This is a genomic window from Pseudomonas sp. GM18 (genome assembly GCF_000282195.1).
In the GTDB taxonomy this organism is placed as follows: Bacteria; Pseudomonadota; Gammaproteobacteria; order Pseudomonadales; family Pseudomonadaceae; genus Aquipseudomonas.
This window is the reverse complement of record NZ_AKJT01000034.1, coordinates 1-23079: the sequence shown is the minus strand read 5'-3', so window position 1 is coordinate 23079 and position 23079 is coordinate 1. Positions and strand designations below refer to the sequence as shown.

Here is a 23079-nt window from a genome sequence, read left to right as displayed (position 1 = left end):
CTCAACCAACGCACAGCTAATCTTGCCGTCAGCTGATGCCACGCGGTCGTGGCAAACATGAGGATAAAAATATGGCTACCACCACCCTTGGGGTCAAACTTGACGACCCGACCCGCGAACGCCTCAAGGCCGCCGCGACCTCGATTGATCGCACGCCGCACTGGCTGATCAAGCAGGCAATTTTCAATTACCTGGAAAAACTCGAGGGTGGTGCAACCCTGTCCGAGCTGAATGGTTTGAACAGCAAGGAAGTTGACGAGGTGGGCGAGGTCCACGTCGATCACGCGCACCAATGCTTCCTGGAATTCGCTGAAAGCATCCTGCCGCAATCGGTGCTGCGCGCCTCGATCACTGCCGCTTACCGTCGCCCGGAACCTGAAGTGGTGCCGATGCTGATCGAGCAGGCGCGCCTGCCGGCACCGATGGCCGAAGCCACCAACAAGCTCGCCGCCTCGATTGCCGAGAAACTGCGCAATCAGAAGAGCGCCGGCGGCCGTGCCGGGATTGTTCAGGGCCTGCTGCAGGAATTTTCCTTGTCGTCCCAGGAAGGCGTGGCGCTGATGTGCCTGGCCGAAGCGCTGCTGCGCATCCCGGACAAAGGCACTCGCGACGCCTTGATCCGCGACAAGATCAGCACCGGCAACTGGCAGCCACACTTGGGCAACAGCCCGTCGCTGTTCGTCAACGCCGCCACCTGGGGCTTGTTGCTGACCGGCAAACTGGTCGCCACCCACAACGAAGCGGGCCTGACCTCGTCCCTGAGCCGCATCATCGGCAAGAGCGGCGAGCCGATGATCCGCAAGGGCGTCGACATGGCCATGCGCCTGATGGGCGAGCAGTTCGTTACCGGCGAAACCATCGCCGAAGCCCTGGCCAACGCGAGCAAGTTCGAAGCCAAAGGCTTCCGCTATTCCTACGACATGCTCGGTGAAGCCGCGCTCACCGAACACGACGCCCAGAAGTACCTCGCTTCGTACGAACAAGCCATCCATGCGATCGGCAAAGCCTCCCACGGTCGTGGGATTTATGAAGGCCCGGGCATTTCCATCAAGCTCTCGGCCCTGCACCCGCGTTACAGCCGCGCCCAGTACGAGCGCGTGATGGACGAGCTGTACCCGCGCCTGCTGTCGCTGACCCTGCTGGCCAAGCAATATGACATCGGTCTGAACATCGACGCCGAAGAAGCTGACCGCCTCGAATTGTCGCTGGATCTGCTGGAGCGCCTGTGCTTCGAGCCGCAATTGACTGGCTGGAACGGCATCGGTTTCGTGATCCAGGCTTACCAGAAGCGTTGCCCGTACGTGATCGACTATGTGATCGACCTGGCGCGCCGCAGCCGTCATCGCCTGATGATCCGCCTGGTAAAAGGTGCGTACTGGGACAGCGAAATCAAACGCGCCCAGGTCGAAGGCCTGGAAGGCTATCCGGTCTACACCCGCAAGGTGTACACCGACGTGTCCTACATCGCCTGCGCACGCAAGCTGCTGTCGGTGCCGGAAGTCATCTACCCGCAGTTCGCCACGCACAACGCCCACACCCTGTCGGCCATTTACCACATCGCTGGTCAGAACTATTACCCGGGTCAATACGAGTTTCAGTGCCTGCACGGCATGGGCGAACCGCTGTACGAACAGGTTGTAGGCAAAGTCGCCGACGGCAAGCTGAACCGTCCGTGCCGCGTGTACGCTCCGGTCGGCACTCACGAAACATTGCTGGCGTACCTGGTGCGTCGTCTGCTGGAAAACGGCGCGAACACTTCGTTCGTCAACCGTATCGCCGACCAGTCGATTTCGATTCAGGAGCTGGTGGCCGACCCGGTGGCCAGCATTGAGCAGATGGCCACGCTGGAAGGCGGCTTCGGCCTGCCGCACCCGCGCATTCCGCTGCCGCGTGACCTGTACGGTGCCGAACGCGCCAACTCCAGCGGCATCGACATGGCCAACGAACATCGCCTGGCTTCGCTGTCCTGCGCTCTGCTCGCCACTGCCCATAACAACTGGAAAGCCGCGCCGATGCTCGGTTGCGCCTCCAGCACTGAAACCCCTGCTCCGGTGTTGAACCCGTCCGATCTGCGTGACGTGGTGGGCCATGTGCAGGAAGCCACCGTCGAAGATGTCGACAACGCGATCCAGTGCGCCTTGAATGCTGCGCCGATCTGGCAGGCCACGCCGCCGGCCGAACGCGCCGCAATCCTGGAACGTGCCGCCGATTTGATGGAAGGCGAGATCCAGCCGCTGATGGGCCTGTTGGCTCGCGAAGCCGGCAAGACCTTCGCCAACGCCATCGCCGAAGTGCGCGAAGCCGTGGACTTCCTGCGTTACTACGCGGTGCAGGCACGCAACGATTTCACCAACGACACCCACCGCCCACTGGGCCCGGTGGTGTGCATCAGCCCGTGGAACTTCCCGCTGGCAATCTTCAGTGGCCAAGTGGCTGCTGCTTTGGCAGCCGGTAACCCGGTACTGGCCAAGCCTGCCGAGCAAACCCCGCTGGTCGCCGCTCAAGCCGTACGCCTGCTGCTCGAAGCCGGGATTCCGGAAGGCGTGGTGCAACTGCTGCCGGGCCGTGGCGAAACCGTCGGTGCCCGTCTGGTCGGCGACGATCGGGTCAAAGGCGTGATGTTCACCGGCTCCACCGAAGTCGCGCGCCTGCTGCAACGCAACGTCGCCGGTCGTCTGGATGCCCAGGGCCGTCCGATTCCGCTGATCGCCGAAACCGGCGGCCAGAACGCGATGATCGTCGACTCCTCGGCACTGACCGAACAAGTGGTCATCGACGTGGTGTCGTCGGCGTTTGACAGCGCCGGTCAACGCTGCTCGGCGCTGCGGGTGCTGTGCTTGCAGGAAGATTCCGCCGACCGTGTCATCGAAATGCTCAAGGGTGCCATGGCTGAATGCCGTCTCGGTAACCCAGAGCGTCTGTCCGTGGACATTGGCCCGGTGATCGACGCCGAAGCCAAGGCCGGCATCGAGAAGCACATCCAGGCCATGCGCGACAAAGGTCGCAACGTGTACCAGGTGGCGATCGCCAACAGCGAAGAAGTCAAACGCGGCACCTTCGTGATGCCGACCCTGATCGAGCTGGAAAGCTTCGACGAGCTGCAACGGGAGATCTTCGGCCCGGTGCTGCACGTGGTGCGCTACAAGCGCAAAGACATCGACCAACTGATCGGCCAGATCAACGCATCCGGCTACGGCCTGACCCTCGGCGTGCACACCCGCATCGACGAGACCATCGCCAAGGTGATCGACAACGTCAACGCCGGTAACGTCTACGTCAACCGCAACATCGTCGGTGCAGTGGTCGGCGTGCAACCGTTCGGCGGCGAAGGCCTGTCGGGTACCGGTCCGAAGGCCGGTGGTCCGCTGTACCTGTACCGCCTGCTGTCGACGCGTCCTACCGATGCGATCGAACAATCCTTCGCTCGCGGCGACGCCATCACAGCGCCTGACGTGCGTCTGCGCGATGCCATGAGCCAACCGTTGACCGCGCTGAAAGCCTGGGCCGACAGCAACAAGCTCACGGACCTGAGCGCCCTGTGCGTGCAGTTCGCGGCGCAATCCCAGAGCGGGATCACCCGCGTGCTGGCCGGCCCGACCGGCGAGCGCAACAGCTACGCCATCCTGCCGCGCGAACACGTGCTGTGCCTGGCGGACGTCGAAGGCGATCTTCTGACTCAACTGGCGGCGGTGTTGGCCGTCGGTGGTTCGGCGGTGTGGCCGGACGCTGAACCGGGCAAGGCCTTGTTCGCACGTCTGCCGAAGGAAATTCAGGCGCGGATCAAGCGGGTTGCCGACTGGACCAAAGACGAAGTGGTGGTTGATGCAGTTCTGCATCATGGCCATTCCGATCAGCTGCGCGCGGTATGCCAGCAAGTGGCCAAGCGGGCGGGTGCGATTGTCGGGGTTCATGGTTTGTCGCAGGGCGAGACCAACATTGCGCTGGAGCGCCTGGTGATCGAGCGGGCGTTGAGCGTGAACACCGCTGCGGCGGGTGGTAATGCCAGCTTGATGACCATTGGCTAAACCGTAATAAAGCCGGGCGCCTGCAATGGGTGCCCGGTTTTTTGTGATCATTCCCTACCCTTGTTTTGCCTCTCCATCACCCACATCAATCATCCTGTTCAGCCTCTATTCCCACGCCTAGACTCGGTCCATCCCAATTAAAGGTAGGCCGCCATGTCCGAGACGTTGCTCAGTTCCCGCAATCTGGCTTTCGAGCTGTATGAAGTCCTCGATGCCGAGGGCCTGACCCAGCGTGAGCGTTTCGCCGAGCACAACCGCGAGACCTTCGATGCCGCCATCGGCACTGCCCGCAGCATCGCCGAGAAGTTCTTCGCCCCGCACAACCGCAAGGGCGATGAGAACGAGCCGCGCTATGAGGACGGTCAGGCGATCCTGATTCCGGAAGTGAAACCGGCGGTGGATGCCTTCCTCGAAGCCGGTTTCCTCAACGCCGCGCGTAGTTTCGATGCCGGCGGCATGCAACTTCCTACGCTGCTGTCCCAGGCTTGCTTCGCACACTTTCAATCGGCCAACGCGGCGTCGACCTCCTACCCGTTCCTGACCATGGGCGCGGCCAACCTGATTGAAAGCTTCGGCACCGATGAGCAGAAGCAGCGTTTTCTGCAGCCGATGATCGACGGTCGCTTCTTCGGCACCATGGCGCTGACCGAGCCCCACGCCGGCTCATCACTGTCGGATATTCGTACCCGCGCCGAGCCGGCGTCCGACGGCACCTATCGACTCAAGGGCAACAAGATCTTCATCTCCGGCGGTGACCACCCGCTGTCGGAAAACATCGTGCACATGGTGTTGGCCAAGTTGCCGGACGCGCCGGCCGGGGTGAAGGGGATCTCGCTGTTTATCGTGCCCAAGTTTTTGGTCAACGATGACGGCAGTCTCGGCAAGCGCAACGATGTGCTGCTGGCCGGGCTGTTCCACAAGATGGGCTGGCGTGGCACCACCTCCACTGCGCTGAACTTTGGCGATAACGGCGAGTGTGTCGGCTATCTGGTGGGCAAGCCACACCATGGCTTGAGCTACATGTTCCAGATGATGAACGAGGCGCGGATCGGCGTCGGCATGGGCGCGGTGATGCTGGGTTACGCCGGGTATCTGTATTCCCTGGAGTACGCCCGCGAGCGTCCGCAAGGTCGGGTGCCAGATAGCAAGGATCCGACCACCGCACCGGTGGCAATCATTCAGCACGCCGACGTCAAACGCATGCTGCTGACCCAGAAAGCCTACGTCGAAGGCGCGTTCGACCTCGGGTTGTACGCGGCGCGGCTGTTCGACGACACCACGACGCTTGAAGGCGAAGCCGAGCGCAAACAGGCCCACGAGCTATTGGATCTGCTGACGCCGATCGTCAAATCCTGGCCGTCGGAGTTTTGCCTGAAGGCCAACGAACTGGCGATCCAGATTCTCGGCGGTCACGGCTACACCCGCGAGTATCCGGTGGAGCAGTATTACCGCGACAACCGCCTGAACCCGATCCATGAAGGCACCCACGGCATTCAGTCGCTGGACTTGCTGGGGCGCAAACTGGCGCAAAACGGTGGCGCGGGGCTCAAGCAATTGATCCGTCTGATCGCCGACACCGCCGAGCGGGCGCAGGCGTACGAAACATTAAGCGCATTGCGTGAGCCGCTGGAGAAACTGGTGGCTCGCCTGCAAACCGTGACCATCGGCCTGTTGACCGATTTGGCCCAGGGCAAGGTCAACAGCAGCCTGGCGAACTCGGCGCTGTACCTGAAAGTGTTCGGTCATACGGTGATTGGCTGGCGCTGGCTGGAACAGGCGATTCGTGCTGAAGAAGGGTTGGCCAAGGGCAATGCGGCGGATGTGAGCTTCTATAAAGGCAAGCTACAGGCGGCGCGGTATTTCCTGACGTGGGAAGTGCAGGGTTGCCACCATGAGCTGGCGATTCTTGAGGCGCGGGATGATGTTTGCCTGAGCATGCAGGATGAGTGGTTCTGACCCGCTGACACCGATCGCTCCCATCGCTCTGCGTGGGAGTGCAGCCCGGGACGCTCCGCGTCCCTTCCGCGGCCGTGACGCGGAGCGTCACAGGATGCGTTCCCACGCAGAGCGTGGGAACGATCGGTTAGCTCAGCTTGAACCCACCCATCTGCCGCGCCAAATCATCGGCCAACCGCTGCAACGTCTGACAGTCTTCACGACAAGCCCTGACCTCCCCCGCCGTGGCCCGCGCCAGATCAGAAATCCCCTGCACATTGCGGTTGATCTCATCGGTCACCGCCGACTGCTCTTCCGTCGCCGTGGCCACCTGATGGTTCATGTCGCTGATGCGCTCGACCTGCCCGGTAATCGCTGTCAACGATGCCCCGGTGCGTTGGCTAGACTCAACCCCCGTGCCAGTCGCCGCTTGCCCGGCGTGCATTGAAGACACCGCATTTTCCGCACCCTGCTTGAGGCTGCCGATCATCTGCTGAATTTCGTCGGTGGACGACTGCGTCCGTCGCGCCAGGGTCCGTACTTCATCGGCCACCACCGCAAAGCCACGGCCCATGTCCCCGGCCCGCGCCGCTTCGATGGCGGCGTTGAGCGCCAGCAGATTGGTCTGCTCGGAAATCCCTCGAATCACCGCCAACACTTGATCGATGGACGCCACCTGATGGGCCAACTCGCCCACCGCTCCGGCGGCGACGCCAATTTCGTCGGACATGCTTTCGATATGCCGAATCGATCCGCCCACCACTTCCCGCGCCTGCAGCGCTTCATCCCTCGCGGTTTGTGAAGCGACCGCCGCATTGCCGGCGTTCTGCGCGATTTCCTGCACGGTCAGGCCCATCTCGTGAACGGCGGTGGCGACCATGTCGGTCATTTCCTGCTGACGTCCGGAACGCTCAGCGGTGTTGTCCACCACCCGCGCCACCTGACCGACCGCCGTGCGCAAATGTTCACTGGTGGTCAGCACTTCGCCGATCATCTCGCGCTGACTTTCCAAGAAGCGATTGAAACCGCGAGCAAGATCACCCAGCTCATCGGCGCGGCTGGAATCTAACCTGTGGGTCAAATCTCCACCACCGCTACCGATGGCTACCAGCGCCGCTGTTACCTGACGAATCGGTCGCACCAATCCACGGGCCAGCAACACCACCAGCAACAGGCACACCAGCGCCACCGCCAAGCCAATGCCGCTGCTCATCCACATCGCCCGGCGAGCCTCGGCGTAGATCTGCGACTGTGGCACTTCGGCCACCAGGGTCCAGCCGAGATCGCGCAGCGGCAAGCTCAACGCCAGAAACTCTTCACCATCGCGGACGAAACTGCTGCTGGCAGACGCGGTGGAGGTAGAGAGCTGCCCCATGACCGCTTGCGCCGCCGAAGCGCCGACCTGTTCGACCAGCGTACGTTTGCCGCTGAACTGCGCCTCGGGATGAACCTGGATCAAACCGTCGGAACGCACGAGATAGACCTTGCCGCGCTCACCGAAGTTGAAATTGTGGATCAACTCCGACAGCTCTTTCATGCTCAGGCCCAGCCCGGCCACGCCCACGACTTTGCCGGCCTGCTCGACCTTGAGGTCGATGAACAGCGCCAACTCGCCGGTCGCGGTGTCATGGTCGATATTGAGGGTGCGCGGCTGATTGCTGTCGAGGAACGAATAGAACCAGGCGTCATTGGGATTGGAGCGGCTGAGCGTGCGGTCCAGGCCCTTTTCCGTGAAGTAATGGTTTGAAGCGGCACCGATGATCAGCGCGGTAAAGGCTTTGTGCTCGGAGCGGATGCCTTCCAGGTAACTGACGAAACCGGCGGTCTGGGCGCTGTTTTCGCCCCCGGCCAGCCAGTCGCGCACCATGCTGTTACTGGCGATGTCCTTGGCGGCAGTGAGGGGTTGGACGAGGATGCGTTCGATGTCGTTGCGCATCGCTTCGATGCTCGACGGCAACGCCTGCTCGACCAGATAGCGCTGGGCGAGGCGGTTGACCACGAGGGTATAAATGCCAACCACGATCAGAATACTGACCAGCAGGGCGGTGCCCATGCTCAGGATCAACTGCCATTGAATACTGCGTCGCCAGAACTGCATGGAGCACCCCCAAAGAATAAGAGGCTGAAACACTGCAACAGCCATGCCGATTGTATACAACTCAATCGACAATTTATTCTTTGGTTGTGCGCAAAGCCGCTCAGGCCTGGTTGATCGTCTTGGCGATCACTTCAACCGTGGCGCTGACTTGCTCTTGGTAACGGTCGAGTTCCTGCTGATGACGCTTTTGCATTTCGATCTGCTGCGAGCACAGATTCATCGCCGCCAGCACCAGCAAGCGGTCACCGATCAGCGCCGGGTACTTCTTTTTGGTCTCGGCCAGTGCGGCCTTCAACATCAATGCCGCGTCCAGCAGGGTCTGCTCTTCCCCGGCCGGCGCCTTGATTGAATAGTCTTCGCCCAGAATCGAGACGACTTTTACCCCTGCGGCGCCGTAACTCATGCGCTGACAGGGCCGGCGCTGACGCGCTCAACCAAGGCCTGAATGCGTGCGACGGTGGCGCCTTGCTTCTCTTCCTGTTCCATCAGGCTCAGTTGCAGGCTTTCGTTTTCATCCTTGACCTGGGCCAGTTCCGCACTCAGGGATTGGTTGGTGCCGAGCAGGGTCTGGTTCTGTTGCACCAGGTCGCTGACCAGTTGTTCCAGTTGGCTTAGGGATGCTTCTAACATTTTGATTTTCCGGGCATTTTCAAAGGGCGCGTACGATAAAGAAAAGTCACTGTGGAAGCCAGGGTTATGCGGGCGCAAGGCCTTGATTTTCCTGGCGGTCGACCTTCCTCGCGAGTTTTAAAGACTGTGATTGACGGCTCTGGTTCCTGCACTTCGTCGTCGCGGCCCTTCTGCGACAAATGCGCGCAGCGACTCAAGACTTTAGTCGTATGACCGATAAGCCATGAATACAGCAGTTTCAGCCCCGCACGGATGCGCTTTTTTCGGTGAACACCATGTCCCTACGAAATATGAATATCGCACCGCGGGCGTTCCTCGGTTTCACCCTGATTGGCGCCATGATGCTGATCCTGGGTGTGTTCGCCCTGAACCAGATGAGCAAGATTCGCGGCGCCGCCGAGGAGATCACCTCGAACAGCGTACCTAGCATTAAAAGCCTCGATGAATTCACTCAGCTGACCCTGCGCCTGCGCGTGCTGTCTTATCGCCTGTTGGTGAATCGTGAGCCAGACGTCCAGCAGAAAACCATCGAGCTGCTGGAAACCCGTAACCAGCAGATCCGAGCGGCTCAGGCGGCCTACGAAAAGTTGATCGCCAGCCCGCAGGAACGTGCAGCCTATGATCAGTATGTGCAGTTGCTGGGGCAGTACCGCCAGATCGAAGACCGGATGAAGAGCCTGTCGCGCAACAATCAGGTCGACGAACTGCGCACGCTGCTCAACACCGATTTGATGAACAACTCTGAAGCCATCAACACCGTGCTGAACCGCTTGCTGGAGATCAACACCCAGCAGACCGTCGACACCAACCAGCAAGCCGTCGACCAGTACTCCTCGGCCTTCAACCTGGTGGTGACCCTGTTGGTGATCGCCACTGGCCTGACCCTGCTGTTCGCCTGGCTGCTGACCAACAGCATCACCAAACCAATCGCCAACGCCCTGAGCGCCGCCGAAGAAATCGCCGAAGGCAACCTGACGCGCCCGATCACGGTCGACGGTGCAGACGAAGCCGGTCGTCTATTGGCCGCCATGGCGAAGATGCAGGACAAACTGCGCGACACCCTGCAACGTATTTCCGGTTCGGCCACGCAACTGGCGTCTGCCACGGAAGAACTCAACAGCGTCACCGACGAAAGCGCCCGTGGCCTGACCCGGCAGAACAACGAAATCGAGCAGGCCGCCACCGCCGTCAACGAAATGACCAGCGCCGTGGAAGAAGTCGCGCGCAATGCCGTGAGCACTTCCGAAGCCTCGAAAAACGCCACCACTTCGGCGGGCGACGGTCGTGACCTGGTGCAGGAAACCGTCAGCGCCATCGAACGCATGAGCGCCGACGTGCAGAGCACCGCCACGCTGATCGGCGATCTGGCCAACGAGTCGCGAGACATCGGCAAAGTGCTGGACGTGATTCGTGGCCTGGCCGACCAGACCAACCTGTTGGCGTTGAACGCTGCCATCGAAGCGGCCCGTGCCGGTGAAGCCGGTCGTGGTTTTGCGGTGGTTGCCGACGAAGTGCGTGCCCTGGCCCATCGCACCCAGCAGTCGACCAGCGAAATCGAACGCATGATCGGCAGCATCCAGAGCGGCACCGAACACGCCGTGGATTCGATGCGTAACAGCACCGAGCGCGCCGAGTCGACCTTGAACATCGCGCGCGGTGCCGGCCTGTCGCTGGACACCATCAATAGCGCCATCGTCGAAATCAACGAGCGCAACCTGGTGATCGCCAGCGCGGCCGAAGAACAGGCGCAAGTGGCCCGTGAAGTGGACCGCAATCTGGTGAACATTCGCGACCTGTCGGTGCAATCGGCCACCGGCGCCAACCAGACGAGCGCGGCCAGCAACGAACTGTCGCGCCTGGCGCTGGACCTGAACAACATGGTTGGGCGGTTCAGCCTGTAAGTAAGTTCACCCATGATCGTTCCCACGCTCTGCGTGGGAATGCAGCCCCGGGCGCTCCGCGTCCCGGAAGCGGACGCAGAGCGTCCATTGAGGCGTTACCACGCAGAGCGTGGGAACGATCATCTTGAATAACGCGCGATCCCTGTAGGAGCTGCCACAGGCTGCGATCTTTTGATCTGCAAAAGCTTTTTGACAGCATCACATTTCAACAGGTTAGAATCGCTGGCACGCGGACTGCATGGTCAGTTTGCGCCCGCCTTTACGCTTCCGGAGTACTGCCTTTGAATGCAACGACCATCAACAGCCTGTTCTTGATCGGCGCGTTGCTGGTAGGTGCGAGCATTCTGGTGAGCTCACTTTCATCGCGCCTCGGGATCCCGATTCTGGTGATCATCCTCGCGGTGGGCATGTCGGCCGGTGTCGACGGCGCCGGCATTATTTTCGATAACTACCCCACGGCCTATCTGGTCGGCAACCTCGCCTTGGCAGTGATCCTGCTCGACGGCGGCTTGCGCACCCGGGTGGCGAGTTTTCGCGTGGCATTGTGGCCGGCGCTGTCGCTGGCCACGGTCGGGGTGTTGATCACCACCGGGCTGACCGGCATGGCGGCGGCCTGGTTGTTCGACCTGAACCTGATTCAGGGCCTGCTGATCGGCGCCATCGTCGGCTCCACCGATGCCGCGGCCGTGTTCTCGCTGCTGGGCGGCAAAGGCCTGAACGAGCGGGTGACCGCGAGCCTGGAGATCGAATCCGGCAGCAACGACCCGATGGCGGTGTTCCTCACCGTCACCCTGATCGACATGCTCGCCAGCGGCCAGACCGGCCTGCACTGGAGCTTGCTTGGGCACTTGCTGCGCGAATTCGGCATCGGCGCCGTCATCGGCCTCGCCGGCGGTGGGCTGATGCTGCAACTGGTCAACCGTATCCACCTGGCCACCGGCCTTTATCCGATTCTGGTGATTGCTGGCGGCCTGGTGGTGTTTGCCCTGACCAACGCCCTGCACGGCAGCGGCTTTTTGGCGGTGTACCTGTGTGGTCTGGTGATCGGCAACCGCCCGGTGCGCAGCCGTCACGGCATTTTGCATATGCTCGACGGCATGGCCTGGCTGGCCCAGATCGGCATGTTCCTGGTGCTGGGGCTGCTGGTCACGCCCCATGACCTGCTGCCGATTGCTTTGCCGGCACTGGGCCTGGCGCTGTGGATGATTCTGTTTGCCCGCCCGTTGTCGGTGCTGGCTGGCCTGCTGCCTTTCAAGGCGTTCCATGGACGCGAGAAGGCATTCATTTCCTGGGTTGGCCTGCGCGGCGCCGTACCGATCATTCTGGCGGTGTTCCCGTTGATGGCGGGACTGCCCAACGCTCAGCTGTATTTCAATCTGGCGTTCTTTATCGTGCTGGTGTCGCTGTTGGTGCAAGGAACAAGCCTGCCGTGGGTCGCCAAGCTTTTGAAAGTGACCGTCCCGCCGGAGCCCCTGCCGATCTCCCGATCGGCGCTGGAAGTGCATGTCACCAGCGAGTGGGAGCTGTTCGTTTATCGCCTCGGTGCCGAGAAATGGTGCATCGGTTCCCCCCTTCGCGAGCTGAAAATGCCCGAAGGCACCCGTATCGCGGCCCTGTTTCGTGGCCAGCAACTGCTCCATCCGTCGGGTAGTACGGTGCTCGAAGTCGATGATTTGCTCTGCGTGATCGGCCATGAACACAACCTTCCGGCCCTCGGAAAACTCTTCAGCCAGGCACCGCAACGGGGGCTGGATTTGCGTTTCTTCGGCGACTTCGTACTCGAAGGAGATGCCCAGCTGGGCGCGGTTGCGGCCCTGTACGGGTTGAAAGTCGAGGGCATCGATCCAAACATGTCCCTGGGCCACTTCATTGCCCAGAAAGTGGGCGGCGCTCCAGTCGTCGGTGACCAGGTGGAGTGGAACAACACCCTCTGGACCGTCGCGGTCATGGAAGGGAACAAGATTGGTAAAGTGGGCGTCAGATTCCCCGAAGGAAGTCGCCCCGGCCCCGGCCTGTTCCTCTAAACTCCACACTTCGCCTCGTTTTCGATCGGTCTCTATGTCAACTCTGCGCACCTTTTTCATCATGGCCCTGCTGGGCTTGAGTCTTTCCATCAGCACGCTGCAGGCCGCCGAACCGCCGTCCAGCGAAGCCGTGCAGGCGAGCCTGAGCAAGCTTGCCGACCGCAAACTGCCGGAAGCCGATCAGAAAGCCCTGCAAGCGGTCCTGCAGAGCACGCTCACCCAGCTCAACAACCTGCGTGATTACGATCAGAAACTGATCGATCTCAAGCAGCAGTTGACCAATGCGCCGAAGCAGAACATCGAGAACCAGCGCGAACTGACCCGCCTCAAGGCCACTAAAGTGATGCCGGTGGCGCAACGCTATACCAAAGAGACGATTCAGCAGCTCGAACAGCTGCTGACCGAACTCTCCACTCAGCAAAGCGATCTGCAAAAAGCCCTGGCCGAAGCGAACAGCCTGATCATTACCGCCCAGACCCGCCCCGAGCGTGCCCAGGCCGAGATCTCCGCCAGCCAGACGCGCATCCAGCAGATCAACAACATCCTCAAGCTCGGCAAGGACAGCGGCAAGACCCTGACCGCCGAGCAACGCGATCAGCTCAACGCCGAACTCGCGGCACTGAACGCCTTGATCCCGTTGCGTCGCCAGGAACTGGCCGGCAACAGCCTGTTGCAGGATCAGGGCAACAGCCAGCATGACTTGCTGTCGGAAAAATCCGATCGCCTGGATCAGGAGATCCAGGACCTGCAAACCCTGATTAACCAGAAACGCCTGGCCCAGTCGCAAGAGACAGTGACCCAGCAGTCCATCGAAGCGCAGAAAGCCGGCGGCAGCAGCCTGCTGGCCACCGAAAGCGCGGCCAACCTGAAGCTCTCCGATTACCTGCTCAAAAGCACTGACCGCCTCAACGAAGTCACCCAACAGAACCTGCAGACCAAGCAGCAACTGGACAGCGTGACCCAGAGCGATTCGGCGCTGGACGAACAGATCAACGTGCTCAAGGGCAGCCTGCTGCTCTCCAAGATTCTCTACAAACAGAAACAGGCCCTGCCGCGTCTCAGGCTCGACCGCGACCTGGCCGATCAGATCGCCGACATTCGCCTGTATCAGTTCGAAGTCAGTCAGCAACGGGAACTGCTCAGCAACCCGATCACCTATGTCGACAACCTGCTGGCCACCCAACCGCCCGAGCAAGTCACCCCGCAACTGCGCAAGAGCCTGCTGGAACTGGCCACCACCCGCGTGGATCTGCTGGAGCGCTTGAGTCGCGAACTGAGCGCGGTGCTCAACGTATCCATCACTTTGCAACTCAACCAGAAGCAACTGCTCAGCACCGCGCAAAGTCTGCGGGCTACGCTGGACGAGCAAATGTTCTGGATTCCCAGCAACAAGCCGCTGGATCTTGAGTGGATGCATGGCGTGCCGGAACGCCTGCAACGTCAGGTCAATACCCTGCCGTGGGCTTCGAGCCTGAGCGAACTGACCGATGGCCTGACGCAACGGCCGCTGCTGTTCCTGCCACTGGCCTTGCTGATCGGCGCGCTGCTGTGGCGTCGCAAAAATCTCTATGCCCGCCTGAACAAAGTTCACCAGGACATCGGCCACTTCAAGCGCGACAGCCAGTGGCACACCCCGCAAGCGATTCTGATCAACATTCTGCTGGCGATGCCGGTCTCCCTGGGTCTGGCCTTGTGCGGCCTGGCCTTGCAGATCGACGCCCGCGGGCAGAACGCCAATATGGGCGCGGCGCTGTTGCAAATGGCCCAGGCCTGGCTGGTGTTCTACACCGCCTACCGCATCCTCGCGCCGGGTGGCGTGGCCGAACTGCATTTCCGCTGGGAAAAGCCTCAGGTCGAATTCCTTCAAGGCTGGATTCGCCGGCTCGGGCTGGTGGTGATGGCCCTGGTGACCGTAGTGGCGGTTGCCGAGCTGCAACCGGCGGCGCTGGCCGATGACGTGCTTGGCATGCCGGTGGTGCTGACCTGCTACGCCTTGATGGCCTGGCTGCTCAGCCGCCTGCTGGTCAGCAGCCCGACCCACGAAACCGCCTCGCTGTTTCGCAAAGCCGTGGGAATCATGTTCACCGTCCTGCCGATCGCGTTGTTCGTCGCCGTGTGCTTCGGCTACTACTACACCGCGCTGAAACTCAGTGACCGGTTGATCAACACCCTGTACCTGCTGATGTTCTGGCTGGTGATCGAAGCCACCTTCGTGCGCGGCCTCAGCGTTGCGGCACGGCGCCTGGCCTATCAGCGCGCCCTGGCCAAACGCCAGGCCGCGAAAGAGGCCGGCGACGGCGAAGCGGTGATCGAAGAACCGACCCTGGACATCGAGAAGGTCAACGAGCAATCGCTGCGACTGATCCGCCTGGCCCTGCTCGGCGGCTTCATCGCGGCGCTGTATTGGGTCTGGTCGGACCTGATCTCGGTGTTCTCGTACCTGGACAACATCACCCTCTACGAATACACCAGCGGCACCGGCGCCAACATGAGCATGGTGCCGATCAGCATCGGCGACATGCTCGGCGCGCTGATCATCATCGGCATCACCTTCGCGCTGGCGCGCAACTTGCCGGGTCTGCTGGAAGTGTTTGTGCTGTCGAAGCTGAACCTGGCCCAGGGCAGTTCCTACGCCACGACCACGTTGCTGTCCTATGTGATTGCCGGTGTCGGTTTCGTCTCGACCCTGTCCACGCTCGGCGTGAGCTGGGACAAGTTGCAATGGCTGGTGGCGGCGCTGTCGGTGGGTCTCGGTTTCGGGATGCAGGAAATCTTCGCCAACTTCATCTCCGGCATCATGATCCTGTTCGAACGCCCGGTGCGGATCGGCGACACCATCACCATCGGCAACCTGTCGGGCACCGTGAGCAAGATCCGCATCCGCGCCACGACCATTACCGACTTCGACCGCAAGGACATCATCGTCCCGAACAAGACGTTCATCACCGGGCAACTGATCAACTGGTCGCTGACCGACACCATCACCCGGGTGACCCTCAAGCTCGGCGTCGACTACGGCTCGGACCTGGACCTGGTGAAAGAGCTGCTGCTCAAGGCGGCGCGCGATAACCCGCGTGTGCTGAAGGACCCGGAGCCCCACGTGTACTTCCTGAACTTCGGCGAAAGCACCCTCGACCACGAGTTGCGCATGCACGTGCGCGACCTCGGCGACCGTAACCCGGTGCTCGATGAGGTCAACCGCTTCATCAATCGCGAATTCAAGAAGCAGCACATCAACATCTCGTTCCGCCAGATGGAGGTCTATCTCAAGAACCTTCAGGGCCAGGAATACAAAATGGTCCCGATTGAGCCGGAAACCAAAACCATTGTTCCGGCACCCACCAGCAAACCGCGGCAAGAGCCGCCGCCTGTCGAACTCGACTAAGCGCGCTATCCCTAGCAGAATGCTCGGACATTCTGCTGGAGATGGCCGTTGAAAGCCCTCGACGAACTGACCTTCGACAATCGCTTCGCCCGCCTGGGCGACGCGTTCTCAACCCATGTGCTGCCCGAGCCCATCGCCGCTCCGCGATTGGTGGTCGCCAGCCCCGCAGCCATGGCGCTGCTGGATCTGGACCCGGCCGAGGCCGAAACACCCGTGTTCGCCGAGCTGTTCGGCGGTCACAAGCTGTGGGCCGAAGCCGAGCCGCGGGCGATGGTCTATTCCGGGCATCAGTTCGGTTCCTATAACCCACAGTTGGGCGACGGTCGCGGCCTGTTGCTGGGCGAGGTCTATAACGAAGCCGGCGAGCATTGGGACCTGCACCTCAAGGGTGCCGGTCAGACGCCTTACTCACGCATGGGCGATGGACGCGCGGTGCTGCGCTCCTCGATCCGCGAGTTCCTTGCCTCCGAAGCCCTGCACGCCCTGAACATTCCCACCACGCGCGCACTGTGCGTGATCGGCTCCGACACGCCGGTCTGGCGTGAGAAACAGGAACGCGCGGCCATGGTCCTGCGCCTGTCGCCGAGCCATGTGCGCTTCGGGCATTTCGAATTCTTCTACTACACCAAGCGCCCCGAGCAGCAGAAAGAACTCGGCGAGCACGTGCTGGCCATGCACTTCCCGCACTGCCTGGAGCAGCCGGAACCGTACCTGGCGATGTTCCGCGAAATCGTCGAGCGCAATGCCGAACTGATCGCCAAATGGCAGGCCTATGGGTTCTGCCACGGCGTGATGAACACCGACAACATGTCGATCCTCGGCATCACCTTCGACTTCGGCCCGTTTGCCTTCCTCGACGACTTCGACGCCCACTTCATCTGCAATCACTCCGATGACCAGGGCCGCTACTCCTTCAGCAACCAGGTACCGATCGGCCAGTGGAACCTCAGCGCCCTCGCCCAGGCCCTGACGCCGTTCATCAGCGTCGAAGCCCTGCGCGAAACCCTCGGCCTGTACCTGCCACTGTTCCAGGCCCACTACCTGGACCTGATGCGCCGCCGCCTCGGTTTCACCACAGCCGAAGACGACGACCAGAAGCTGCTGGAGCAACTGCTGCAACTGATGCAGAACAGCGGCGTCGACTACAGCCTGTTCTTCCGTCGTCTGGGCGATGAGTCGCCGGAGCAGGCCATCTCACGTTTGCGCGACGACTTCGTCGACATCAAGGGCTTCGATGCCTGGGGTGAGCGCTACATCGCCCGGGTTACCCGTGAAGGTGAGGCTGATCAGGCGCTGCGCCGCGAACGGATGCATGCGGTGAATCCGCTGTACATCCTGCGCAATTACCTGGCGCAGAAAGCCATCGATGCGGCGGAAAGCGGCGACTATTCAGAGGTTCGTCGACTGCACGCAGTGCTGAGCAATCCGTTCGAGGAGCAGCCGGGGATGGAGAGTTATGCCGAGCGGCCACCGGAATGGGGCAAGCATCTGGAGATCAGTTGTTCGTCGTGAGTGGAAAGGCTCTTTGCTACCGAAGAAGATAATGGTCTAAAACCTATCGCCTTGATAAAGACCACCTTCGACTCCAGATCTGTTTCATAGACTGCCCAACTGAGAGCCAACCATGACTGACCCACTCCTCATCCCCTGCCCCCACTGCAACGGCCTGAACCGCATCCCCGCCGAGCGCCTCAACGACCATCCAAAGTGCGGCCGCTGCAAGGCCGAGGTCTTGCTGAACAAGCCGTTCGAATTGAAGCAAGGCGATTACGCCAGTCAGATCAAGGGTGACCTGCCGTTGCTGGTGGATGTGTGGGCGGACTGGTGCGGGCCGTGCAAATCGTTTGCGCCGGTGTTCGAGCAGGCGGCGGGGCAATTGGCGGGCAAGTGTCGGCTGGCCAAGCTGGACAGCGAGGCGAATCAGCAGTTGTCGGCGCAGTTGGGGATTCGCTCGATCCCGAGCCTGATTCTGTTCAAGAACGGCCAGGAAGTGGCTCGTCAGAGCGGGGCCTTCCCGTTACCGCAGTTGATGAGCTGGTTGCGCAGTCAGGGGATCTGATAACGGCCTGAAAAGATCGTCCGAAGGCTCGGGCCGCGTTCGGACGATCTTTTGCTTTCAGGCATTTTCCAGCAGGTTGTGCAGATCGACGAATTGCTGGGTCAGCTTGTGCCGCGGGTCGAGGTGGATCAGCGGCGTGTTGGCCTGATGGGATTCGCGCATGCGCACCGAACTGGCCAGGTACACCGGCAGCACCGGCAGCCCTTCGGCGATCAGTTCGTCGAGGATTTGCTGGGGTAGGCTGGCACGAGCCTGGAACTGGTTGACGACAATACCTTCGACTTCCAGCGCTTCGTTGTGGTCGTCTTTCAACTCTTCGATTTCCGCCAGCAGGCCATACAGCGCCTGGCGCGAAAAGCTGTCGCAATCGAAGGGAATCAGCACACGATCAGCGGCGATCAACGCCGAGACGGCATAGAAATTCAGCGCCGGCGGGGTGTCGAGGTAGATTCGGTCGTAATCGCCGTCCAGCTCCTCGAGCAATTTGCGCAGCTTGTTGATCTTGTGTTTGGCCTCAAGCTTGGGCTGCAAGTCTGCCAGCTCGGCGGTGGCAGTGATGACGTGAAGGTTGTCGAACGGGGTTTCGTAGATGTCGACCTGGCCTTTCTTCGAGAACGGCCCGGAGGACAGGGTCTGCTTGAAGAAGTCGGCGATCCCCATCGGGATATCATCACCGGTAAGCCCTGTCAGGTACTGAGTGGAGTTTGCCTGGGCATCGAGATCCACCAACAGCGTGCGATAGCCTTCGCTGGCGCTGACCGCCGCCAGATTGCAGGCAATACTTGATTTGCCCACGCCACCTTTCTGATTGAACACCACGCGCCGCATGTCAAAACCTCCGTGTATCAAAGAATGACCGAGTGTAGTAGTCCACAACGCTGCTTAGCTACCTCGCCAGCATCTAGACTACACAGTCATAGGCAAATCTCCGCCTGGAAAAGCTGCCAACTCGTTCATCGATAGCCGATACAGCCGACAGACATGCCCGCCGCACTGTGGATAATGGCCAAACGACAGCTTTTCGCGAACCAGACGGTACATTTCGTTGCGCAAAATGTAACCAGTATTTGCTACACGCCCGCAGCACCGGGATAATGCGCGCCACTCGGCGTTAAGCGCCACGTCAGGTCAGCCGCGGTTCTTGCGACTCACCGCGTTAAAGGAAGCCCGCAGGGGCGGGATGAATGTCTGTGATCAACTTCAACATCGCCCAATGGCGCGCTTGGGCCCCTGGGCTTGAAAGCGTGGATGATTGGCAGGCCTGGAGCCGACAACCGGTCGTGCTCGAGCCCAGCGATGCCGCCCCGGATGTGTCGTTTCTGCCGGCCATGCAGCGCCGGCGACTCAGCCGTCTGGCGCGGATGGCGTTCAGTGTCGGCTGGCCCTTGGCCGATGGTCGGCAGGATCTACCGTTGGTCTTTATTTCCCGCCACGGCGAAACCCCGCGCACCTTCGAAATTCTCAGCGATCTGGCGACCGACCAACCATTGTCGCCCACCCAGTTCAGCCTGTCGGTACACAACGCGGTCATCGGACTGTGGTCGATCATGCGTGGCGAAACCAGCGAAATGACTGCCCTCGCCGCGGCCGGCGATGGCCTTGAACACGGCATGCTGGAGGCGGCAGCGCTGCTTGAGGAAGGCGCGCCCGCGGTACTGCTGGTGGTAACTGAAGAGCAACCGCCCACCGCCTACTCAGCCTGGATCGACGATGTGCCATTCCCTTACGCAGTCGGCCTGTTGATCACCCCTGGCAATCAGTGGCAACTGTCGCTGAACAGCGCCCCGCACACGTTGTCCAAAGCCCGCTGGCCCCATGCCCTGAATCTGTTGCATACGCTGCTCGGCCAGCAGACTACCTGCCAACATGCCTGGAAAAATCGTGTATGGACCTGGCAACGCAACCCGTAACCGATAAAAACCGCGACGCCTACTACTGGCGCCTGCTGGCCACCGCCGCAAGCTTCACCCTGTTCGGGTTGAGCAGCCTGTGCCTGCGACTGGTGGTGTTCCCGCTGTTGAACTGCCTGCCGGGAGACGCTCAGGCCCATCGTCAGCGTGCGCGACATACGGTCAGCCGGTGTTTCTGGTTTTTCATTCGGTTCATGGCCCGCAGTGGCGTGCTGACCTATGACATTCAGGGAGCGGAAAAGCTCGGGCGACCAGGCCAGATGATCGTCGCCAACCACCCGTCGTTGATCGATGTGGTGTTTTTGATCGGCCTGGTGCGCCACGCCAATTGCGTGGTCAAGAAAAGCCTCTGGGAAAACCCGTTCACTCGCGGTCCGCTACGCTGTACCGAATACATCAGCAACGATGGCAGCATGGACATGCTCGACGCCGCTGCCGACGCGCTGAAAAGCGGCCAGACCCTGATCATCTTTCCCGAGGGCACCCGGACCCGACCCGGCCAACCGCCGGCCTTTCATCGGGGGGGTGCGGCAATCGCGCTGCGTGGTGCGAGAATCCTCACCCCGGTAATTATCAAGGTCAACCCGACCACATTGACCAAGGCCGAACCCTGGTATCGGATCCCCAAACGCCGCGTGCACTTCAGTTTCCGCGTCGGGGCCGATATAGACCCACAGGCCTTCGCTACGCAAGGACCTGCGCCCCAGGCCTCGCGCAAGCTCAATGACTATTTGCACTCTTACTTTATCAAGGAGCTCGCCGAAGATGAGCGATCAGAACACCGTTAGCCTGATGCTGGAAATCAAAGAGCTGATCATCGAAGCCCTGGGCCTCGAAGACATCAGCGTCGACGACATCGGCGACAATCAGACGCTGTTCGGCGAAGGCCTGGGCCTGGACTCGGTAGACGCGCTGGAACTCGGCCTGGCGATCCAGAAAAAGTACGGCATCAAAATCGATTCCGACGCCAAGGACACCCGTAATCACTTCAGCAACGTGGCGAGCCTTGCGGCGTTCGTCACTGCAAAACAGGCAGCTTGAGACCGGACCATGCAAACTCGTGACGATATTTTCAACACCCTGCGCGATGCTCTGGTCGAACTCTTCGAGCTGGACCCCGAGCGCATCAGCCTGGAATCCAACCTGTACCAGGATCTGGAAATCGACAGCATCGATGCGGTCGACCTGATCGATCACATCAAGCGCCAGACCGGCAAGAAAATCGCCGCCGAAGAATTCAAATCGGTGCGTACCGTCAGCGACGTGGTCGAGGCGGTTTACCGTCTGGTTCAGCCAGCCGCATGAGCCGACTGATCGGCCTTGGCCTGCTGCTCGCAGGCCTGCTGTACCCCTTTGCGGTGTATTTCGGCATGGAGCATTTTGCCCCGTGGCAGTTCGGTCTGCTGCTGGGCAGCCTGTGGCTGGCGCGAGCGCTGACCGGCGAACGGCGCCCCGGCAGCCTGTGGATGTCCACGGCCGCCATCGCGTTCTGCCTGCTGCTGGCAGTGTTCGACAGCCCGGTGCTGCTGCGCTGGTACCCGGTGCTGATCAGCGCGTTCATGCTGGTGCTGTTCGGTCTTAGCCTGAAATACGGCCCGCCGATGGTCGAACGCCTGGCCCGCCTGCGAGAACCGGAATTACCGCCCAGGGCCATTCGCTACACCCGCCAGGTGACGATTGCCTGGAGCGTGTTTTTTCTCTGCAACGGTTTGTGCGCCGCCGCCCTGACCCTTTGGGCGCCGCTGAGCTGGTGGATGTTGTACACCGGCCTGATCTCCTACGGATTGATCGGCCTGATGTTTGCCATTGAATGGCTGATACGACAACGGGTACGAGGCCACCCATGAATTGGATAAAACTTGAGCAACTGCTGCTCAAGACTCAGCCGGAGCGTGCCGTGACGGCCGAGCCGGCGTTGAATCACGCGCAATTGTGCGACCGGGCCCTGAGCCTGGCTGCCGGCCTGCAAACCCAGGGTGTGCAGCGCATCGCCGTGCACCTTGAAGACGCCGCCGACCTGGCCATTGCCCTGCTCGGCGCCTGGCGTGCCGGGGTCAGCGTACTGCTGCCTTCCGACCTGCAAGCGCAGACGCGCCAGCGCTGGTCGACCGAGGTCGATCTGTGGCTGACCGATCAGGCCGACGATGCGCACCTGAGCGATTATCGGCATTCGCCGCTGCCGGCCCACCCGCTGGACCTGGATCGTTGTCAGCTGAGCCTGTGCACCTCCGGCTCCAGCGGCGAACCCAAGCGCATCGACAAAACCCTGCGGCAACTGGCCAATGAAGTCGAAGCGCTGGAGCACTTGTGGGGCGCAGATCTGGGCGAAGCCTGCATCATCGGCAGCGTCGCCACCCAACACATCTACGGCTTGCTGTTTCGGGTGCTGTGGCCGTTGTGCGCCGGGCGTTCGTTCGTGCGCAAGCAACTGGCTTTCCCGGAAGACTTGCAACGCGCCAGCCGCGAACACCCGGCCTTCGCCTGGGTCGCCAGCCCGGCATTGCTCAAGCGCATGGGTGACAACCTCGACTGGCCAGCACTGAGCGCAGTGCGCCGAGTGTTCTCCTCCGGTGGCGCGTTACCCGCCGAAGCCTCGCAAAGCCTGTACGAACGCCTGCAACAATGGCCGACCGAGATCCTCGGCAGCTCGGAAACCGGCGGCATCGCCTGGCGTCAGGGCCAGGATCTCTGGCAGCCCTTCGCCGGCGTGGAGCTGAGCCAGGACAGCGACGGTGCCCTGCTTATTGCATCGCCGTACCTGCCGGCAGGCCATATCGAACACACCGCCGATGCCGCGCGCATCGCCGCCGACGGCCGTTTCGAGCTGTTGGGGCGGCTGGACCGGATCGTCAAACTGGAAGAAAAGCGTATCTCGCTACCGATGCTCGAACACGCGTTGATGGCTCACGCCTGGGTCGCCGAAGCGCGCCTGGGTGTGGTTCAGGAAAACCGCGCCTCATTGGGCGCGCTGCTGGTGCTTAGCGAGCGAGGTATGCACGCGTTGCGCAATCAGGGACGACGCAGCCTCACGCAAGCGTTGCGTCAGCATTTGAGCCAGCATTGTGAAACGCTGGCCCTGCCACGACGCTGGCGCCTGTTGCGGCAGGTGCCG

The 23079-nt window shown here is 61.4% G+C and carries 17 protein-coding genes and 2 pseudogenes; 14 read left to right on the top strand and 5 right to left on the bottom strand.

The features are described 5' to 3' along the window. Nucleotides 1-71: 71 nt before the first annotated feature. Together putA and PMI21_RS18500 are read left to right on the top strand one after the other, a co-directional pair. On the top strand, nucleotides 72-4025 hold the full coding sequence (gene putA, locus PMI21_RS18495; RefSeq protein ID WP_007936761.1) for a trifunctional transcriptional regulator/proline dehydrogenase/L-glutamate gamma-semialdehyde dehydrogenase: 3954 nt from the start codon (nucleotides 72-74) through the stop codon (nucleotides 4023-4025). A gap of 153 nt (nucleotides 4026-4178) precedes the next feature. Next, a complete protein-coding gene (locus PMI21_RS18500; protein WP_007936759.1) occupies nucleotides 4179-5981 on the top strand; it encodes an acyl-CoA dehydrogenase in 1803 nt (600 codons plus the stop codon). A 127-nt stretch (nucleotides 5982-6108) separates the two neighbouring features. On the opposite strand, the gene PMI21_RS30165 is transcribed toward PMI21_RS18500, so the two are convergent. The 4 genes and pseudogenes from PMI21_RS30165 to PMI21_RS18515 all read right to left on the bottom strand — a co-directional run bounded on the left by PMI21_RS30165 (nucleotide 6109) and on the right by PMI21_RS18515 (nucleotide 8688). Next, nucleotides 6109-6840, bottom strand: coding sequence for a methyl-accepting chemotaxis protein (locus PMI21_RS30165; RefSeq protein ID WP_443200761.1), 732 nt, complete (start codon nucleotides 6838-6840; stop codon nucleotides 6109-6111). 132 nt (nucleotides 6841-6972) lie between these two features. Beyond that, nucleotides 6973-8013, bottom strand: a pseudogene (locus tag PMI21_RS30160) (HAMP domain-containing protein); the annotation flags it as partial. Nucleotides 8014-8158: 145 nt separating this feature from the next. Next, nucleotides 8159-8461, bottom strand: coding sequence for a cell division protein ZapA (locus tag PMI21_RS18510; RefSeq protein ID WP_007936757.1), 303 nt, complete (start codon nucleotides 8459-8461; stop codon nucleotides 8159-8161). Beyond that, entirely contained in the window at nucleotides 8458-8688 is a 231-nt protein-coding gene (locus tag PMI21_RS18515) for a hypothetical protein (protein WP_007936756.1), read from the bottom strand. The genes PMI21_RS18510 and PMI21_RS18515 overlap by 4 nt, the downstream gene beginning before the upstream one ends. A 275-nt stretch (nucleotides 8689-8963) precedes the next feature. On the opposite strand from PMI21_RS18515, the pseudogene PMI21_RS30155 reads away from it, so the two are divergent. The 6 genes and pseudogenes from PMI21_RS30155 to trxC all read left to right on the top strand — a co-directional run. Continuing rightward, a pseudogene (locus PMI21_RS30155) lies at nucleotides 8964-9734 on the top strand (MCP four helix bundle domain-containing protein); the annotation flags it as partial. Next, a complete protein-coding gene (locus tag PMI21_RS30150; RefSeq protein ID WP_443200760.1) occupies nucleotides 9717-10589 on the top strand; it encodes a methyl-accepting chemotaxis protein in 873 nt (290 codons plus the stop codon). The pseudogene PMI21_RS30155 and the gene PMI21_RS30150, both read left to right, overlap by 18 nt. 281 nt (nucleotides 10590-10870) lie before the next feature. Continuing rightward, nucleotides 10871-12613, top strand: a complete 1743-nt coding sequence (locus tag PMI21_RS18525; RefSeq protein ID WP_007936754.1) for a potassium/proton antiporter — start codon at nucleotides 10871-10873, stop codon at nucleotides 12611-12613. Nucleotides 12614-12647: 34 nt separating this feature from the next. Then, complete coding sequence (gene mscK, locus PMI21_RS18530; RefSeq protein ID WP_007936753.1) at nucleotides 12648-15998, top strand: mechanosensitive channel MscK; 3351 nt, start codon at nucleotides 12648-12650, stop codon at nucleotides 15996-15998. Nucleotides 15999-16046: 48 nt separating this feature from the next. Beyond that, nucleotides 16047-17510, top strand: coding sequence for a protein adenylyltransferase SelO (selO, locus tag PMI21_RS18535; RefSeq protein ID WP_007936751.1), 1464 nt, complete (start codon nucleotides 16047-16049; stop codon nucleotides 17508-17510). A 112-nt stretch (nucleotides 17511-17622) separates the two neighbouring features. Beyond that, complete coding sequence (gene trxC / locus PMI21_RS18540) at nucleotides 17623-18057, top strand: thioredoxin TrxC (RefSeq protein ID WP_007936750.1); 435 nt, start codon at nucleotides 17623-17625, stop codon at nucleotides 18055-18057. 57 nt (nucleotides 18058-18114) lie between these two features. Here the strand turns inward: trxC and PMI21_RS18545 are convergent, their stop codons facing one another. Continuing rightward, a complete protein-coding gene (locus PMI21_RS18545; RefSeq protein WP_007936749.1) occupies nucleotides 18115-18885 on the bottom strand; it encodes a ParA family protein in 771 nt (256 codons plus the stop codon). A gap of 356 nt (nucleotides 18886-19241) precedes the next feature. On the opposite strand from PMI21_RS18545, the gene PMI21_RS18550 reads away from it, so the two are divergent. The 6 genes from PMI21_RS18550 to PMI21_RS18575 form a co-directional block, all read left to right on the top strand. Then, a complete protein-coding gene (locus PMI21_RS18550) occupies nucleotides 19242-19967 on the top strand; it encodes a beta-ketoacyl synthase chain length factor (RefSeq protein WP_007936748.1) in 726 nt (241 codons plus the stop codon). Further along, nucleotides 19943-20755, top strand: coding sequence for a lysophospholipid acyltransferase family protein (locus tag PMI21_RS18555; RefSeq protein WP_007936743.1), 813 nt, complete (start codon nucleotides 19943-19945; stop codon nucleotides 20753-20755). The genes PMI21_RS18550 and PMI21_RS18555 overlap by 25 nt, the downstream gene beginning before the upstream one ends. Next, entirely contained in the window at nucleotides 20733-21008 is a 276-nt protein-coding gene (locus PMI21_RS18560) for a phosphopantetheine-binding protein (RefSeq protein WP_007936742.1), read from the top strand. Before PMI21_RS18555 ends, PMI21_RS18560 begins: the two co-directional genes overlap by 23 nt. Before the next feature lie 9 nt (nucleotides 21009-21017). Further along, on the top strand, nucleotides 21018-21272 hold the full coding sequence (locus PMI21_RS18565) for an acyl carrier protein (RefSeq protein WP_007936741.1): 255 nt from the start codon (nucleotides 21018-21020) through the stop codon (nucleotides 21270-21272). Beyond that, nucleotides 21269-21814, top strand: a complete 546-nt coding sequence (locus tag PMI21_RS18570) for a hypothetical protein (protein ID WP_007936740.1) — start codon at nucleotides 21269-21271, stop codon at nucleotides 21812-21814. Before PMI21_RS18565 ends, PMI21_RS18570 begins: the two co-directional genes overlap by 4 nt. Further along, a partial coding sequence (locus PMI21_RS18575) for an AMP-binding protein (protein ID WP_007936739.1) occupies nucleotides 21811-23079 on the top strand: 1269 nt, incomplete at its 3' end. The genes PMI21_RS18570 and PMI21_RS18575, both read left to right, overlap by 4 nt.

What these genes read in the sequence shown, in the direction of transcription:
- putA (WP_007936761.1), top strand. Translation starts at nt 72, where the DNA reads ATGGCTACCACCACCCTTGGGGTCAAACTTGACGACCCGACCCGCGAA.
- PMI21_RS18500 (WP_007936759.1), top strand. Translation starts at nt 4,179, where the DNA reads ATGTCCGAGACGTTGCTCAGTTCCCGCAATCTGGCTTTCGAGCTGTAT.
- PMI21_RS30165 (WP_443200761.1), bottom strand. Translation starts at nt 6,840, where the DNA reads ATGGTCGCCACCGCCGTTCACGAGATGGGCCTGACCGTGCAGGAAATC.
- PMI21_RS18510 (WP_007936757.1), bottom strand. Translation starts at nt 8,461, where the DNA reads ATGAGTTACGGCGCCGCAGGGGTAAAAGTCGTCTCGATTCTGGGCGAA.
- PMI21_RS18515 (WP_007936756.1), bottom strand. Translation starts at nt 8,688, where the DNA reads ATGTTAGAAGCATCCCTAAGCCAACTGGAACAACTGGTCAGCGACCTG.
- PMI21_RS30150 (WP_443200760.1), top strand. Translation starts at nt 9,717, where the DNA reads ATGGCGAAGATGCAGGACAAACTGCGCGACACCCTGCAACGTATTTCC.
- mscK (WP_007936753.1), top strand. Translation starts at nt 12,648, where the DNA reads ATGTCAACTCTGCGCACCTTTTTCATCATGGCCCTGCTGGGCTTGAGT.
- trxC (WP_007936750.1), top strand. Translation starts at nt 17,623, where the DNA reads ATGACTGACCCACTCCTCATCCCCTGCCCCCACTGCAACGGCCTGAAC.
- PMI21_RS18545 (WP_007936749.1), bottom strand. Translation starts at nt 18,885, where the DNA reads ATGCGGCGCGTGGTGTTCAATCAGAAAGGTGGCGTGGGCAAATCAAGT.
- PMI21_RS18550 (WP_007936748.1), top strand. Translation starts at nt 19,242, where the DNA reads ATGTCTGTGATCAACTTCAACATCGCCCAATGGCGCGCTTGGGCCCCT.
- PMI21_RS18555 (WP_007936743.1), top strand. Translation starts at nt 19,943, where the DNA reads ATGGACCTGGCAACGCAACCCGTAACCGATAAAAACCGCGACGCCTAC.
- PMI21_RS18560 (WP_007936742.1), top strand. Translation starts at nt 20,733, where the DNA reads ATGAGCGATCAGAACACCGTTAGCCTGATGCTGGAAATCAAAGAGCTG.
- PMI21_RS18565 (WP_007936741.1), top strand. Translation starts at nt 21,018, where the DNA reads ATGCAAACTCGTGACGATATTTTCAACACCCTGCGCGATGCTCTGGTC.
- PMI21_RS18570 (WP_007936740.1), top strand. Translation starts at nt 21,269, where the DNA reads ATGAGCCGACTGATCGGCCTTGGCCTGCTGCTCGCAGGCCTGCTGTAC.